We start from the raw sequence: 17,044 nt of genomic DNA, 5'->3' as shown, positions 1-17,044 counted from the left end.
ATTTAAAAAAGGTGAGGAGATGCAGGTGAGTGGTATACGTATAAAGCACGAATTGGCTAGTACCATTCTTAAGGTGAATATTACCAAAAATATAAGCTTGCCCGCGTTTGCCCTAAGTCTGGCTGTCCTACCAATCACCGTACAAGCCAGTAACGTCCAAACCTATGTGATTGACACTTATGGCGGCGTGTCGCTACTGCCAGTGGTAAGGCAACAACTCAATAATAGCGCTGATGGCGGCACCGTCAGCATCTACCAAGGTAAGCTAGTACTAATAACAACACCCCGCAATTATCAAATGATACAGCAGCTACTCACGCAGATTGACCGTCAGCCACAAGCGCTCACAGTCGCTGTGCGTGTTGGCAATAGCAGCAGCGTTCAGGATAATACTCGGCAGGGTCAGGTTATTATTACCAATCGCGGTATCCAAGGTGCAGGCGTAATCAATCAATATAACCGTCAGCAACAAGGTAGTAGCTTGTATCAAGTACGAACGCTGTCTGGCAGCGCGGCCAGTATCAGTACCGGCACGCTCTATTCATTGACGCAGAACTATCGTGCCACTATTCAACCGAATTATCATTATCCAGCTGACCGTCAGCCAAACGCGCAGATTATTATTCAGCAGCAAGTACTACTGCCAACGACGCAAGGCATTGCTATCACACCGCGTCTACTACCGAATGGTCAAGTCGAAGTGAGGTTGTCACAAGTTGAAGAGCGACTGGCGCGATCCAACTCATCTTACAATAGGTACGGCACGAGCAGTAATAGCATTCAAAGTCAAAGTCTGAACAATACAATCATTGTGCCGCGCGGACAATGGGTGACGATCGGTGAGATTTCACAACGCTCAGTCAATAGCGGCAGTCGAACGGTCAAGAGCACTAACACGGTACCGATTGAGTTGTTGGTTCAATAGCTCATTACGCAAAATAGCCAAACACAAAAAAGCGCGGTGTTATTAATAGCACCGCGCTTCTCTATAGATGATAGGTTCAAACCCTAGTCAATATAAACCACTTCAAGCGGCGGAAATCCATTGAACTCAACTGATGAATACGAGTTGGTATAAGCACCTGTGGTTAGCCAATAGATTTTGTCACCAATCTCAAGCTCTTCTGGCAGCTGATAACCTGCTTCTTCGTACATGATATCGGTTGAGTCACAGGTTGGTCCTGCCAGTACGACCGTCCCTTCACTGGTAGATGTTTCCATCTTGGGAGTATAAACAGGATATTTGATGGCTTCGCCGAGCGTCTCGATTAAGCCTTGGAATAAACCAACATCCGTATATACCCAGCGCGCCAAATCTGTATCTGACTTACGAGAGATCAGTACCACATCACTAACCAAAACACCTGAACCACCAACGAGTGAACGACCTGGTTCTAAAATAATCTCAGGCATCTCATCATCATTATAATCATCAGTCAAATAGCTGGTAATCTCTTCTGCATAGACCTTAATAGGATTGACTTCGCTGATGTAGTTGGTTGGGAAGCCGCCACCTAGATTGATCATTTGTAGCTTGATGCCTTCTTCGTTCTTCATCCAGTCAAACATATATTTAACTTTGGCTAATGCATCATCCCATGCAGCAACGTCTTTTTGCTGGCTACCCACATGGAACGAGATACCATAAGGTACCAAGCCAAGCTCGCGCGCTTGAATGAGCAAATCAATAGCCATATTAGGGTGACAGCCAAACTTACGTGACAATGGCCATTCTGCTGTCTCTGATCCCTGTACTAAGATACGTACAAATACTTTAGAACCAGGTGCATGTTTGGCAATATTTTTTAGGTCTGCTTCTGAATCAGTCGCGTACAGATCGATACCTTTTTCAAAAGCATACTTAACATGGTCGGCTTTTTTGATGGTGTTGCCATAAGAGATGCGCGATGGTTCAACGCCGCAATCAAGCACACGATCCAGCTCATAGATAGAGGCACAGTCAAAGTTAGAACCAAGCTTTGCCAGCAGATTGATAACTTCAACCGCAGGACTTGCCTTCATCGCATAATGCAGTTTGGCATTCGGGAACAGGCTGACCATCTCATGATATTTGGTCTCGATACGACTTAGGTCGACCACTAAAAACGGGGTCTCACGACCCTCAGCAGCTTTGGTAAATTTCTGCCAGCTGGCAGGGTCAAAATATTGGTCAATTTTGATCATGGTCATAGTAGTAAACCTTTGATGAGAGTAGTATCTGCTAGAAAAGTGAACGTCAAATCGTGGATATTAGATCATAATATCCACGGTAAGCATCATTGTATTCAGAATAAAAGATTAAGAACTGATGGGTTGTGACTGCTGCTCAGCGGACTGGGCGCCTTGCTTTTCGCGTATCTTGAGGACTTTACGAACTTTATCACGGGCACGTGTCTGTTTCAAACGAGACAGATAATCGACGAATATCACGCCGTTGAGATGATCCATTTCGTGTTGGATACAGACGGCAAGCAAACCTTCTACCACTTCGTCAATGACGTCGCCGTTCTCGTCTAATGCTTCGATACGTACTTTATTAGGGCGCTCGACTTTGTCGTAGACATCTGGGACCGAAAGACAGCCTTCTTCGTACGGTTGTTTTTCTTCTACCAATGGCGTGACCTTTGGATTAATAAACACTCTTGGCGCATTTTTGTCTTCGGACAAATCCATCACGATTAGCTGAATATGACGATCGACTTGGCTTGCAGCAAGGCCAATGCCCTGAGCATCATACATTGTCTCAATCATATCTGAGATTAAGGTTTTGATTTCAGCAGTCACTTCCTTGACTGGCTTGGCAATCGTGCGCAAGCGGGGATCTGGGTAACTTAAGATAGGGAGTAGTGCCATAACGCTCACCTCAATGATAGGGACAAAATAGGGTTGATATTATAAGATAAATGGGGACAAAAGTAATGCTTATCAATACTTTCCCGTCTATATCACGTCTCATGCATTCACAAATTAAAGATTTTGATAGGTATCTGGACACAAAAAAGCCTCACTTAACGCAAGGCTTTTTTGTAGATATTCTATCTAGTCGGTAATTATGCACGGCGTTTGTTTACAATCATTTCATACAAGAATAGTAAGATGATCGCACCGATAACTGAGAAGATAAGACCAGTAAAACCGCCATCTGCGTTGATACCAATTAAGCTCGCTAGGAAGCCACCTAACATGGCACCGACGATACCCAATACGATCGTCATGATCCAGCCCATAGGGTCACTACCTGGCTTAATAGCACGTGCCAATAAACCTGCGACCAAACCTACGATAATCATCCAAATAAAACTCATGTTATTCTCCTAAATTATGAATATTTATAATATGTTGCTAATTTAATAACTCCATTGTAAAGATTCCTCAAACGCAAGAGTAAGCAAAAAATGTTACCTGTGTAGGGCCTATGTGAGGAAAAAGTCAGATTTGCTATTACGTAAGTGCAATAGGTAAACGGAAGGTTACAAAGGTAGCCGTGGTGCTAACAGAATGGCGTATCAATCATTTAGCCACGACAGAAGAATTTGATAAGGATAGGGAATTAAATAAAAAAAGCGCAGCCCGTCTATGAGACAGCCACGCTTTTGTTTAATACTAATTTTTTTTAGGGTTTAGGGTTTAGGGTTAAATCAATCGTTTATTTATCACGCAATGCCGTTAATAGACGCTGATGAATCCCCTCAAAACCACCGTTGGACATCACGACTATTGCATCACCTGCTTGAGCATGACTACTGATATGCTCAATAATAGTATCGACACTAGACATTACTTGCTGGTTAATGATGGAGTCACTTGTAGCCGTGGCTTGTTCGATGACTTCTCTCAAACCCCATTCCAGTCCTGCTGGCTCATACCACAATGTATAGTCAGCGAGGGCAGCTGACTCAGCCAAGCTGTCTTGGTGAATACCCATTTTCATGGTATTACTGCGCGGCTCAATAATCGCCCAAATACGTCTGCCAGCCAGTTTCTTTTTGGCACCGTCTAATGTTGTGGTAATCGCAGTAGGGTGATGGGCAAAGTCATCAAAGACTAAGACATCGTTTACATCACCGATCAACTCCATCCGGCGTTTGATACCAGCAAAAGCCGATAATGCGTCGCAAGCGGTAGAGATGCTGACACCGACATCATAAGCGGCCGCGACGGCAACCAAGGCATTATTGACGTTATGAATACCACTCATGCCCCAGTCGATGACAGCTACTTCTTTATCAGCAGCAAAACTGGCTTTAAACTGACTGCCATCTTCGCGAATGAGTTCCGCTTGCCAGTCGCTATTGTTTTTAAGCGTACGGTCGTTTTTACTGGTATTAGATGCGGTCGTATCGATGACAGCAGTACGCCAGATAGGGGTCCAAACGCCTTTTGCTAACGTATCTTCTAAGCTAATAGTTGCTGCAGGCATGATAATTTTTCCGGTACTTGGAATCATACGTACCATATGATGAAACTGCGTTTGGATCGCATTCAAATCAGCAAAAATATCGGCGTGATCAAATTCTAGGTTGTTCAAGATAGCGGTGCGCGGACGATAATGAACGAATTTTGAACGTTTATCAAAAAACGCAGAATCGTACTCATCAGCTTCAATGACAAAATAACCAGAAGGGACTGTCGTATTATCGTCAGTTTTTTCTGCCCCTAGATAGCTGCTGTGTGCAAATACCTGCTGTAAGTGCTCATCAGTGGTATTGACCAGTGGCACACCGCCAATTAAAAACCCTGTATCGATACCAGCGTAATGCAATATCCAAGCAAGCATGGTTGTCGTTGTTGTCTTACCATGAGTACCAGCAACCGCTATAACGTGGCGCGATTGCAGCACTTGCTCTGACAAAAACTGCGGACCTGACGTGTAGCGCAGACCCGTATCTAGCATATACTCAATCACATCCATGCCACGCTTCATCGCATTACCAACAACGACCAAGTCTGGCGCTGGTTGCAAATGCTTTACGAGATAGCCTTCTTCAATAGTGACGCCCGCATTTTCAAGTTGGGTAGACATAGGAGGATATACGTTGGTATCTGAGCCAGTAACGGTATGCCCAAGTTCACGCGCTAGTAATGCCAGCGAGCCCATAAAAGTACCACAAATACCAAGAATATGAATATGCATAGACGTTCCGTAAGAGCTTGAATAAGTGAAATAGAGAGAGTAAAAATAAAGTTTTGGGTGCTGAGCTGTTATCAATCGTGACTAACGTTTTAATCAGTCATTGCCATGGCAGTAGTCTGGCAGACAAGCGATCATTGTAAAGTAAACGCTGTTCGATGACCAACAAAAAACGCCTAACAAGTAGGCGTTATCTAGCTGATAAATGCTGTCTTATTTGGCAGCATACCAAGCACTTGTTGTCTATTTACGTGACAACGTATAGTCATTATTTAGGTTTTTTTGCTCATCTATCAAAATCAGATGATTGTCTTGAATATAATAAGACTCAATATGTTTGTCTTCATATACAATGGTAATTTTGTCTTTATCTTGACGATAGACGCCAGACTCAAGTAACGGTGCGCGCTGTTGTTCAGCATCGTGATGGGTGCTGGATTTTAGTACAGAGCCATCAGAAAATAGGTTCAAAGTAACATCGATACTATCGCAGTCGTCACAAGGCACCATACCACCATAATCACCCATTAGCGTAGCTTGCAGCGCACTACTGTTCGATTCTGAGTGTATAGTAGAAGGGTGCATATGCCCCTCATTACTGGATTGAGCAGCAGCAATAAGTGATTGCCCTTCTGTAGATTCATTCAAACTGTCATCAGGATTTGACTCAGACATACTGTCGCTTTCTATCTCTTCTGATGTGCTCTGCGGAGCAGACTCTGCTGATGCGTCGACAAATGAAGCTTTAGTCCTCATGTCTTGATCAGAATTCGAGGAGGCACTATCACAGCCTATCAATAGCACACAGAGTGGTACCGCTAATAAGGACGGTCCCCAGCGTCTAATGACAGTAGATGTGGTAGAGCAAATAGGTGCAAGATATATCATGGTCATACCAAAACAGTTTTTGAATAGCGTTTTTAAAAATCACCTATGCCACTGGCAACCGTTATCAAGATAATCTTGTTGCCAAAAAAGAGAGACAAGGGGTCGTATAAAATTTGCGATAATATAAATATTGGAATTTGAGAGCGTATCTGATCTTTGAAATATAGACAATTTATCGCTCAAAAGCGACGGAGCTCTCATAACTGCTCGCTAAAACTACCCACCAAAAAAAATAGGCTGTCTAAAGGTATCAAAGGGTTACAGATATATCTGTGGACTTTTTGTTGTGTTCAATATGCTTGGTATAGCAAAGTAGGCTCTATCGGTTTGTCTAACATAGGTAATAAAAGAGGTTGAACAGTCGCAGATAATAAAACAGACATTGCATAGCAGAGTATGAATGTCTGTTTAGAAAGAAGTGATAACGGTAAAATATAAAATGATTTTAATGAACTATCGAGCGATAGACTGGTTGGTGATAGGTCGCACGATACGCCACAATAGCACCCCATGTGCCATAAGAAGTACGCTAAATAGGATCAACGACAGCTCAGGGATACTAAGTCCGACAAACGTCCAATCGATAGAAGCACACTCACCAGAACCTGCAAATACTTCTTTGAGCACTTGTAACATAGGCAAGGTATCTAGCCAATAGTCCAAGCCTGGGCCGCATGACGGTACTTGATCGGCAGGTAGGTGCTGTAGCCAAACATGGCGTATAGCCACAGCAGTAGACCAGCCAATACCTGCCAAACTACCAAGCCATAATAGCAACTTCACCACTTTGGATTTTGGATTAAATAATGCTGATATCAGCGCAAAACCGCCCATGACTATTAGACCAATACGCTGAAAAATACAGAGCGGGCAAGGCGAAAGCCCTAGATGGCGCTGTAAATAAAACAGCGCAAAGCTCATGCCTATTATGGCCATCAATACTAAAAATATTTGCAAGTTACGGTAAGTGGTCAGCTGTCGCATGGTGCGTTACTCTTATGGTTTCATCTATACAGAGGTTAGGAGGCAATCAGGTTTAGCGATACTGCTGTAAAAAGTCCATAAAGTCTTCTGTCTCAGACTTCTCAATCTCAGCCTGCTGTAGGATGGATTTTTCTGCCAATACTTCGTATTTCGCTTGGGTGTTTGGACTGAGAGTCTGCTGCAATAATGACTCGCGATGCTGCTGCGCTAATGTAAAACCAAGCTGCCATAGACTACCTAAGCGTTTGCTATCAGAGTTTACTTGGGCGGAGATCGTCGACTCAGAATGCCCGGCTTTGCCTTGCATCAATGCCACTGCTGCACGGTAGTCATTGCCACCATAATGAGCATCTAGCAATGCAGCAAGTGGCTGCATACGCTCCAGATGCATCAGCATCCAGCCCTCAAGCGATTGCTCTTGACCGTTATTGATGATGTGCAGACCTTCACGGCGACCTTCGTTGACCACACGCTCTAGGTTGATAGCGAGTGCTTCTTCTTCTTCAGGCAGCAAATCAGGTGAATCGCTGAATAGACAGTAGAGCGCCATCACTTCTAAAAAGCAAGCACTAGAGAGACGAATACCAACATCGCTATAAGGATCGAGATCAATCGCACGAAACTCAACATAAGCAATACCGCGACGCTCAAGCGCTTCGGTTGGTGTCTCACCACTCATCGCAATTTGCTTAGGACGGATAGGGCTATAGTATTCATTTTCTATCTGAAGAATATGATTATTGATCTGAATTGGGTTGCCATCTTCATCTTCCAGACCAAGCTTGGCAAAGCTCTCATGCGGTGTTTGGATCGCGCGGCGTAGTCCAGCGACATACTCTGGCAAATAGTTATAACGAATATCCAGCTGCTCTTGCACGCTATTGGTGTAGCCAAGCTTACCCATACGCAGACTGGTGGCAGTCGGTTTATAATAGGTTGAGTCGTTCAATAGCTCTAAGTCATGCTCACGCCCAGCAACAAAACAAGGACATACGCTTGGACTTGCACCCAGTAAATATAACACAATGCTGGTCAGTCGCTTAAAGTTGCGAATAAGCCCTAGGTATTTCTCGTTTTTGAATTCTGTTAGCGTCTGCTCTTGTGCCGTTGGGGTTTGCGCTTGCCACGTTTCAAAGAGCGTGTCACCAAAAGATAGATTGTAATGTAACCCTGCGATTGTCTGCATGCGGCGACCATAGCGGATACCAAGACCACTGCGATAAAGGGTTTTTAGCTTACCTGTATTAGAGCTACCATAATCAGCCAATGGAATATCTTCATCTTTAGAAGACAACATACAAGGCATAGATAGTGGCCACATCAGCTCGCCTTCCGGCATACCTTGATACACCAATACATGCAATTGACGCAGCATATTGAGTGTCTCTTTTGGCGAAGCTTTTGGTTCGGTGATAAGCTCAAGCAGGCTTTCTGAATAATCGGTAGTAATAAAAGGGTGGGTCAATTTTGATCCGAGTTTGGCTGGATGCGGCGTCTGTGCCAAAAAACCATCAGGTTTTACGCGCAGCCCTTCTTTTTCGATACCGCGGAGCATACCCGTTAAATGCTGGCTGTCAAACCAATTGGGAATGTCAAAATTAACAAAGCTACTCGCAAAATTACTCATAATAGTCATCTATTGTTATTCATTATGGCGGATCAAAGCACGATGGGCGTTTGTCCATAAAAGGGTTAAATGTTCGGTCAATAATCCCGTCAGTTTAGCTCAAAGCCGTGGTTAAAACCACGAACAATTACAAATACGATAAGCTTTGGGCGAGCCGAATAATCTAAATTTGACTTAATATTTTAAGTCAAATTCGTTGGCCAAAAAAAGCATCTACCCAAGAGATAGATGCTTTGACAGTCATGCTATAAGCCATCAAACACAGTGCCAACGCACCATGGCATCATCCATACAGTCATGGCGTTGTCGTCAGTTTAAATAGAAAATGACGAGCCACAGCCGCAAGTGGTGGTGGCATTGGGGTTGGTCACGACAAAACGTGCGCCTTCTAACCCTTCAGTGTAGTCAACGGTAGAGCCTTGCAAATATTGATAGCTGAGTGAGTCAACAACCAAGGTCACATCACCATTATCAAAATTGGCATCGTCTTCATTTAAGTCGTTGGCAAAGTTAAAGCCATAAGAAAAACCTGAACAGCCGCCGCCCGTCACATAGACGCGTAGCATCAGTTCGCTATCACCTTCTTCTTCGCGCAGACGGCGTACTTTTTGTGCCGCACTGTCGGTTAGGCTTAATACCGTAGGATCTACTGGCTGATTTGAGCTTGGATTAAATTGGTTGGCTGATTCGTTCATATCTACCTCAGTTGCTAGGATCAAATGCGGTCGTCGTCCTGTTTGGGTTTGCAACAAAATGATTGCAAATAAAGATACGCACGGCGTTTGATTTAATTGGGTGCTGTCGTTATGGCAAAGCTATTGGTGCATTATAAGCTGTTTGTGCAATATCAATACGGTGTTTGTGCCACCAAAGCACTTTATTGATGGTGAGCACTTATCTTTAGCAGTATATCATAATGGGGGTATTCATTCGCTTGTCAAGAGTCATCGTCCTTACCAGAACTAATGAATCAAAACTTTTATAGCTATCAAGGTTATACTCATTATTTGTGCGAGAGTATATGGCTGCCAAAAGTCTTGTTATAGTCATTCGTATCGATCGGCTGATAATGATTATATAATCTAGGGTCATTGGCATAAATGCTTAATTTTAAAACACTTCGTTTTGAAATAGTTATTTAATTGTTTGCCTATGTGGCAAGCGTTTGAAATAATAGCCGCCAGTTGGCATACCCTATGTGTGTTTCTTATTGCCCTATATTTATATTATTGCTGAGATGAAGAAATTATATGATCGAATTTAAAGACGTTGGTGTTCGCCGTGATGGTCGTGAATTGTTTGCAGGTACAAGCTTTCAGCTACATCCAGGTCATAAAGTTGGCTTAACAGGCAACAACGGCACCGGCAAATCGACTTTATTTGCCTTATTGTTGACGCAAATGGGCAAGGGCGATACCGAGGTCACGCTCGATAAAGGTGAGGTCAGTATTCCTGATAGCTGGCATGTCGCGCATATGGCGCAGGAAGTCGGAGCCAGTGATCAGACGGCAATTGATTACGTGTTGAGCGGTGATGAGCAATGGTATGAGATCAATGCAGCTCTCAATGACTTAAGTAGCGTCAGTGATGAGCAAATTGGGGTGTTGCATCAGCAGTTCGATGAAATCGATGGCTACCGTACGCCGACCAAAGCGGCACAAATCATGGCAGGCCTTGGGTTTAACACCAGTCAGCACGAGCTGCCTGTCTCAGGGTTTTCAGGTGGCTGGCGCATGCGCTTAAACCTCGCCAAAACTTTGATGAGCCGCGCTGATCTGATGTTACTCGATGAGCCGACCAACCATTTAGACTTAGACGCCATTCTCTGGCTGGAGACTTGGATCAATGCTTATACCGGACTGGTCATCGTCATCTCGCATGATCAAGCGTTTTTGGATGCTACCGTCGGTCATATCTTGCATGTCGAGCAGCAAAAAATAACCCTTTATACGGGTAATTATCAACAGTTCATTCGCACCCGTCACGAGCGCATGGCGCAGCAGCAGCAAGCGTTTGAGAAGCAAGAAGCGACCAAGGCGCATTTGGATGATTTCATTCGTCGTTTCCGTGCCAAAGCCAGTAAAGCCAAGCAAGCCCAAAGCCGTATCAAGCAGTTAGAGCGCATGTCGGAGCTCTCACCAATGATGGCTGACAACCCATTCTCTTTTCGCTTTTATGAACCGGCAAACATGAGCTCACCGCTGATTGAGCTGACCCATGCAGATATTGGCTACAGCGAGACGCCGCTACTGCGTGATGCCAATGTGCAAGTGACGCCGGATACGCGTATTGGCCTATTGGGCATGAATGGCGCAGGTAAATCCACACTTATTAAGGCATTGGTTGGTGAGCTTGGTGTATTGACAGGCACCTACCGTGTCTCTGACACCCTTAAGCTTGGCTACTTTAATCAGCATCAAATGGATATCTTGGATGCCAAAGCCACGCCGATAGAGATGCTGCGACGCCTAGCAGGCAAAACCTCTGATGCCGTGTTACGCTCATTTTTGGGCAGCTTTGATTTTCGCGGAGATCGTATTGACACCCCTAGTGAGCTATTCTCTGGTGGTGAGCGTGCGCGCTTGACCTTAGCATTGATCGTCTGGCAACGTCCAAATGTCCTTGTCCTCGATGAGCCAACCAACCATTTGGACTTACAAATGCGTCAAGCATTGACCATTGCCTTGCAAGGGTTTCAGGGCGCGGTGGTATTGGTGTCGCATGATCGTGAGCTAATTGCCAATGTCTGTGATGAGCTGTATCTGGTTCATGATGGTCAAATCGATGAGTTTGACGGTGACATCAGTGACTACGGCAAATGGCTGGCAGAAAAGCGTAAGCAAGAAAACTCACAAGACAAAAGTAGCATTAAGAAGAAAAGTAAAAAAGAGAGCAAAAAATTCGTTTCACGTGAAACAGGCAATAGCCAAGTGACCAATCAAGTGAGCAATACAGCACCTGATAATGCATCAAAAAGTAAAGTGACAACGCCTGCACTTAGTAAAGAAGAACAACGCAAATTAGCCGCTGAACAGCGTAAGCGCACTGCACCTATCCGCCGCGAGATAGAAGAGACAGAAAAAGCACTTGCCAAGATTGAAGGGCAGCTTGCAACGCTTGAGGAAAAGCTGGCTGATACCGAGTTGTACGAAGAAAGCCGTAAGGCGGACTTACTGGTCTTACTCAATGAGCAAACCGCGCTACAGCAGCAGCACAGCGATAACGAAGAAAAATTGCTGCTATCGATGACGACGCTAGAAGAAATGGAAGCGGAATTTTAGTAGCAAGTTATATGAGATTTGGCTGTTAAGCGATTTTCGTCGTAAGTAATCAAACATAAAAAAGGGAGGGCATCAGCCCTCCCTTTTTTTACATCGTTTTTTGCAACATTATTCCTTACGGTATTTACCATCACCATAAGACAATACTTTCATTGTGGTCGTACAGAGCTGGCAATCGATTTGACTAGCAGCAGCTTTCGATAAATCAAGAATACGGCCTCGAATATAGGGGCCTCGGTCTGTGATTTTGACCACGACACTTTTTTTTGTTTTTTGGTTGGTCACTTGAACTTTTGTGCCAAACGGTAACGTGCGATGGGCAGCGGTTAGTGAGTTCATGTTAAAGATACTACCACTTGCAGTGCGTTTACCATGAAACTTGCTGCCGTAATAACTGGTATTGGCCGCAAAAACTGTGGTACTCAGTAATAGTGATAACGTGACAACCAAAGACTTAATTAAATATGACATTCATGACCTATAAGCAATTTATGAAATAGACAGCGATGCTTGCCTATGTTGTCATACCCCTATGAGTATGAATAAGGAAGGGATTTTACAAGATATAGATTGTCAAACTATTACAGCCGTGTAAAAAACTCATGAGGTCAAATGCTTGTTTTTTAAGGGAAAAATATTATTTTTGACTAAAAATAATGGAAGAATGAGTACCGAGCATAGGCTTATAGAGAATAATTCTTACTAAGAAGTCAACAAGAGAGCAGAAAACGGATAACAAAATGCAAATAAGTGATATATAAATACGAATACTATCGATATAGTAAGTTTTGACCGCGAAAAGCCTACCGAAAACAGTCTGTTTTATTGTAATAAAAGCTTTCTATTTTATTACTAAACTGTAAAAAACCAAAATTATTGATTGCTTTAGGCTGGTTGAAAAAACTGGCCATATCGTATGGCGAGTCATTAAGAAAAACATGGAGGTGCATGGCTGTTAAAAAATAGAGGTTGGAATATTTCAGTAAATATAAACAACAATCATTGAGTAAAAAAGACGGTCTCATCACTTTTATTAATCATTAGGCGGCTTTATTTTTGTCTTTATCTTATATTTTTCAATTTTCATTACATCAATAAAAGTCAGTGATATAAAGTATTCTAGGAAGTCATCTAGAGCAATATTTACTATAGAGATATATTTCTATAAGTTTTCTTACAAAACAGTTGCATAAAAGAGACTTTAAGCTTAGACTTTTCTTCCCAACAAATATTAACTAATGGAGTCACGTATGAAAAAAGTTGTTGCTGTGGCATTGCTCGCTGTTTTGACATCAGGATGTGCGACGCAAAACTATCTTGTGTCTTCATCGACTGCACCGACAGCCGCTACGAAGGCTGATGCTGATAAAATGCAGACTTTCTTTGTCAGCGGTTTGGGTCAAGAGCAAGACATTGACGCGGCCGAAGTTTGCCAAGGCAAAGAGAATGTGGCTAGTATCCAAACGCAAAGCAACTTTATCAATATTGCGCTAGGTTTTATATCTTCAGGTATCTATACCCCACGCCAAGTCCGTGTTTACTGCAAGTAAGGAATAATGAATATGAAAAAACTACTAACAATGGCAGTGATGGGTTCAGTATTATTGTTATCAGGTTGTGCAACCCAAACAGGTCTTATTCAACCAACTCAAAATACCACTCCAGAATATACTAAGTCACAGACCTTCTTTATTGGCGGTATTGGGCAAGAACAGACTGTAAACGCTGCTGAAGTATGCGGCGGCGCACAAAATGTTGCCAAAGTTCAAACAGTACAAGAAGCCAAAGACATCGCACTAGGTTTGGTCACTTTTGGCATTTATACCCCTCGTACGGCTAAAGTTTTCTGTCGATAAGAGACGTTATCAATACCTCACATCATTTATTTTGACCATTAATTGATCGATGTGGAGCGTTGTATCTTAGAGCCGTTAAAAAAGAGCAAACAGTCACTGTTTGCTCTTTTTTTTGTGGTGAGTATTGGTCATCAGTGGTGACAGAGATGCTGCAATGAATTGGTAAGATTACTGGTAATATTTTTATAACGGTGTTTATTTTGATTATTGCTATCATAAAGTATGGACTATAAAAAATGACTATACCGAACACTAATATGGATCGATATGATCCATTCTACAGTTGGCAATTCGGTATGACTGATATGTTTTTATGTTGAGGAAAATAACATGGCAGAGAAAAATTACTATGACATTTTAGGGGTCAAAAAAGACGCCACAGACGCCGAGATCAAAAAAAAATACCGTAAGCTTGTGCGTCAATTCCATCCTGATGTCAGTGATGATCCAGACGCGGATAGTAAGATTGCTGAGATTAATAACGCTTATGAAACCATTAGAGATAAAGACAAGCGTGCCGAATACGATGCGATGTTGGACAACCCGTTCGCTGGACAAGGTGGTGCAGGCGGGTTTGGTGGTTTTGGCGGTCAGGCGGGAGCGTCGCAAGGCGGTTTTCGCTGGGAGGATATCAAAGGCCAGTTCGGCGATGGCGAAGCATTTGGCGATGGCGGCTTTCGTTTCGATGATATTTTTTCAGCGTTTGGTCGCGGGGCGCGTGGTTCAGCCAGTGGTCAGGCTGGTGGTCGCTCTCAAAGCCAAGGGTTTGACCCTTTCGGTGGCGGTTTTGGGACGCAAGATAGTAAAGGTCAGGACCAACATGCCGAGATTACGGTCGATCTGTCTTCAGTCTATCAAGGGGACGACTATAGCATCAAGTTAAACGTTCCTGTGCGTCAGCCTAATGGCGAGGTGAGCTACGACAACAAAACGCTCAAAATTAAAATTCCAAAAGGCATTACCGATGGCAAGCAAATTCGCTTGAGCGGGCAAGGTGCTGCTGGCAGTAGTAATGGCAAAAATGGTGATTTGTTCTTAAAAGTAAAAATCCGCCATGATGACAATATCCGTATAGAAGGTGCAGACGTTTACCAGACTGTCAATATCGCACCATGGGAAGCCGCATTGGGTGAAAAAATTAATGTCAGCACGCCAGCTGGCACGCTTGGTGTGACTATTCCCAAAAACAGTAAGTCTGGTAGCAATCTGCGTCTAAAGGGCAAAGGTATCCCTGCCAAGCAAGCGGGCGATTTATACTTGACCTTAAATATCATTAACCCTGATGTCAGTAGCGATGCGGCAAGACAGGCTTATGAGCAGCTCAAGCAAGCCTTTGCCGGCACCACTATCAACCGTTAATCCATGCGCTTGATGGTCGACTTTCATCATTATAGTTAGCCATAGAGATGAATGCACCAAGGATGAAATAAAGAGAAAACGAGGATAATAGCTATGAACCACTCGCCTGAATTTACCGATATTATTATGAGCTTAGATGAGCTTGTCTCTGCTTGTGGCCAAGAGCGCCAATGGGTCATCGAATTGATTGAAGAAAGTATTATTGAATACGATGTGCCAGAACGTGAGCAATTCACTGGCTATCAGCTGACAACCGTGCGCCGTGCCTCACGACTCAGCCGTGATTTTGATGCCAGCGTGCCTGCCATTGGGTTGATACTTGAGCTGTTAGATGAGGTTGAGCAGCTACGTCAATTCAAACGTCAGTCTGAGCGCCAAACGCCTATCATAGAGGTTGAGATCGACAGTATAAAGTAGTTAAGACCTAAAAATACCGCATAAAAAAAGGCCTTTATTAGGCCTTTTTTTATCGACAGAAAATGCTTTGCTAAAAATTAACGTGAATAAGTAGGATCAGCTGCTGCGGTAAATAGCACGTCCGTTGAAGAGTTCAGTGCGGTCTCTGCTGAATCCTGAATCACACCGATGATAAAACCAATGGCAACCACTTGCATGGCGATGTCGTTCGGTATGCTAAATAAGCTCGCTGCTAATGGAATCAGCAGCAACGAACCACCAGCAACACCAGAGGCACCGCAAGCGCTAATTGTCGCCACCAAACTCAATAGAAGCGCTGAAGCAAAAGACACCTCAATGCCCAAGGTGTGAGCGGCAGCAAGGGTCAATACGTTAATAGTAATCGCCGCACCCGCCATGTTGATAGTTGCTCCTAGCGGGATGGTCACTGAGTAAGTATCTTCGTGCAATCCAAGCTTACGCGCTAGGTTCATATTCACAGGAATGTTGGCGGCTGAACTGCGCGTAAAGAAGGCTGTAATTCCTGATTCGCGTAGACATCTGAACACAAGTGGATAAGGGTTTTTGCCCGTCTTAACAAGCACGATAATAGGGTTTGCGACCAAAGCGATAAACAGCATACAGCTGATCAGTACCATCAAAATACGGGCATAGCCTGCTAGCGAGGCAAAGCCTGTCTCAGCGACCGTACTGGCAACCAGACCCAAAATACCAAAAGGCGCTAGGGCAATAATCCACTTGACCACTTGCGAGATGGCATCGGCAAAGTCACCAACGACATTGCGGGCTGTGTCGCTGGCTTGGCGTAGCGCAAAACCAATGATGATGGCCCATGCCAAGATACCGATATAATTGGCCTCAGCGATGGCATTGACCGGATTGGCAACCAAATTCATCAACAAATTCGTCAACACTTCTTTTAAGTCGGCAGGTGGTACTTGCGCGATATCGGCGTTGACCAATACCAGATCAGTGGGGAATAAAAAGCTGGCACCAACGGCAGTCAAGGCAGCCAAAAAAGTGCCAAACATATACATGATCAACACCGGTTTTACGTAGACCTCGTTACCACTGCGATGTTGGCTAATCGCCGCCATGACCAAAATGAACACCAGTATAGGCGCCACGGCTTTTAGTGCACCAACAAACAATGTACCAAGTAGCCCTATGGCGTTACCGATACTTGGTGCTAGCCAACCGATCAGCACCCCTAATACCAAACCAATAATAATGAGCGGCACCAGCCCGATACGCTGATACATCGCAATCAATGAACGCATTTGTACATCCTCGACATCTGTCAAAAGTAAATGAATTGTTTGAGCGAAAATTTATCGAGGGATGGTAGCATTTTTTGACATATTCGCCTACCACTCATAGCAGTGGAGGCGATGTATAAAGTGAAAGGTAACAGGCAAAATATAACGAGTGTGCTCAAATGTGGAGCAAGTATAAACGAAGGCAAATTAGCAAAAATGCCTAGGGCGTGTTGAACATTCGA

The 17,044-nt window shown here is 43.8% G+C and carries 16 protein-coding genes; 6 read left to right on the top strand and 10 right to left on the bottom strand.

What is annotated here, in order from left to right:
- Positions 1-25: 25 nt before the first annotated feature.
- A complete protein-coding gene (locus AS194_RS06650; protein ID WP_227511594.1) occupies positions 26-925 on the top strand; it encodes a hypothetical protein in 900 nt (299 codons plus the stop codon).
- A gap of 83 nt (positions 926-1,008) precedes the next feature.
- On the opposite strand, the gene AS194_RS06645 is transcribed toward AS194_RS06650, so the two are convergent.
- The 8 genes from AS194_RS06645 to erpA form a co-directional block, all read right to left on the bottom strand.
- Complete coding sequence (locus AS194_RS06645) at positions 1,009-2,184, bottom strand: type III PLP-dependent enzyme (protein ID WP_058024748.1); 1,176 nt, start codon at positions 2,182-2,184, stop codon at positions 1,009-1,011.
- Positions 2,185-2,298: 114 nt separating this feature from the next.
- Complete coding sequence (gene def / locus AS194_RS06640) at positions 2,299-2,853, bottom strand: peptide deformylase (protein WP_058024728.1); 555 nt, start codon at positions 2,851-2,853, stop codon at positions 2,299-2,301.
- 197 nt (positions 2,854-3,050) lie between these two features.
- Complete coding sequence (locus AS194_RS06635; protein ID WP_058024727.1) at positions 3,051-3,305, bottom strand: GlsB/YeaQ/YmgE family stress response membrane protein; 255 nt, start codon at positions 3,303-3,305, stop codon at positions 3,051-3,053.
- Between the two features lie 341 nt (positions 3,306-3,646).
- Positions 3,647-5,134, bottom strand: a complete 1,488-nt coding sequence (mpl, locus tag AS194_RS06630; protein WP_058024726.1) for a UDP-N-acetylmuramate:L-alanyl-gamma-D-glutamyl-meso-diaminopimelate ligase — start codon at positions 5,132-5,134, stop codon at positions 3,647-3,649.
- A gap of 240 nt (positions 5,135-5,374) precedes the next feature.
- On the bottom strand, positions 5,375-6,019 hold the full coding sequence (locus AS194_RS06625) for a copper resistance protein NlpE N-terminal domain-containing protein (protein ID WP_083499626.1): 645 nt from the start codon (positions 6,017-6,019) through the stop codon (positions 5,375-5,377).
- A gap of 453 nt (positions 6,020-6,472) precedes the next feature.
- Positions 6,473-7,003: a disulfide bond formation protein B gene (locus tag AS194_RS06620; RefSeq protein ID WP_058024724.1), complete on the bottom strand. Its 531-nt coding sequence runs from the start codon at positions 7,001-7,003 to the stop codon at positions 6,473-6,475.
- Between the two features lie 52 nt (positions 7,004-7,055).
- Positions 7,056-8,630 carry a glutamate--cysteine ligase gene (gshA, locus tag AS194_RS06615; RefSeq protein ID WP_083499625.1) on the bottom strand — a complete coding sequence of 525 codons (1,575 nt, stop codon included), beginning with the start codon at positions 8,628-8,630 and terminating at the stop codon, positions 7,056-7,058.
- Between the two features lie 314 nt (positions 8,631-8,944).
- Positions 8,945-9,325: an iron-sulfur cluster insertion protein ErpA gene (gene erpA, locus AS194_RS06610; protein WP_058024722.1), complete on the bottom strand. Its 381-nt coding sequence runs from the start codon at positions 9,323-9,325 to the stop codon at positions 8,945-8,947.
- Positions 9,326-9,880: 555 nt separating this feature from the next.
- Here erpA and AS194_RS06605 point away from each other — a divergent pair.
- A complete protein-coding gene (locus tag AS194_RS06605) occupies positions 9,881-11,911 on the top strand; it encodes an ATP-binding cassette domain-containing protein (protein WP_058024721.1) in 2,031 nt (676 codons plus the stop codon).
- Between the two features lie 108 nt (positions 11,912-12,019).
- On the opposite strand, the gene AS194_RS06600 is transcribed toward AS194_RS06605, so the two are convergent.
- The gene (locus tag AS194_RS06600; RefSeq protein ID WP_058024720.1) at positions 12,020-12,382 is read right to left on the bottom strand and encodes a septal ring lytic transglycosylase RlpA family protein; all 363 of its coding nucleotides are present in this window, start codon (positions 12,380-12,382) and stop codon (positions 12,020-12,022) included.
- 779 nt (positions 12,383-13,161) lie between these two features.
- Here AS194_RS06600 and AS194_RS06595 point away from each other — a divergent pair.
- The 4 genes from AS194_RS06595 to AS194_RS06580 all read left to right on the top strand — a co-directional run bounded on the left by AS194_RS06595 (position 13,162) and on the right by AS194_RS06580 (position 15,543).
- On the top strand, positions 13,162-13,461 hold the full coding sequence (locus AS194_RS06595; RefSeq protein WP_058024719.1) for a Bor family protein: 300 nt from the start codon (positions 13,162-13,164) through the stop codon (positions 13,459-13,461).
- 12 nt (positions 13,462-13,473) lie between these two features.
- The gene (locus tag AS194_RS06590) at positions 13,474-13,767 is read left to right on the top strand and encodes a Bor family protein (protein ID WP_058024718.1); all 294 of its coding nucleotides are present in this window, start codon (positions 13,474-13,476) and stop codon (positions 13,765-13,767) included.
- Between the two features lie 330 nt (positions 13,768-14,097).
- Complete coding sequence (locus AS194_RS06585; RefSeq protein WP_058024717.1) at positions 14,098-15,126, top strand: DnaJ C-terminal domain-containing protein; 1,029 nt, start codon at positions 14,098-14,100, stop codon at positions 15,124-15,126.
- 93 nt (positions 15,127-15,219) lie between these two features.
- Positions 15,220-15,543: a chaperone modulator CbpM gene (locus tag AS194_RS06580; protein ID WP_058024716.1), complete on the top strand. Its 324-nt coding sequence runs from the start codon at positions 15,220-15,222 to the stop codon at positions 15,541-15,543.
- A 77-nt stretch (positions 15,544-15,620) separates the two neighbouring features.
- Here AS194_RS06580 and sstT read toward each other — a convergent pair whose 3' ends face one another.
- The gene (gene sstT, locus AS194_RS06575; protein ID WP_058024715.1) at positions 15,621-16,823 is read right to left on the bottom strand and encodes a serine/threonine transporter SstT; all 1,203 of its coding nucleotides are present in this window, start codon (positions 16,821-16,823) and stop codon (positions 15,621-15,623) included.
- Between the last annotated feature and the right edge of the window lie 221 nt (positions 16,824-17,044).

The sequence above is a fragment of the Psychrobacter piscatorii genome (genome assembly GCF_001444505.1).
In the GTDB taxonomy this organism is placed as follows: Bacteria; Pseudomonadota; Gammaproteobacteria; order Pseudomonadales; family Moraxellaceae; genus Psychrobacter; species Psychrobacter piscatorii_B.
Note: the sequence above shows the minus strand (reverse complement) of the source record. Positions and strands in the feature narration are given on the sequence as shown.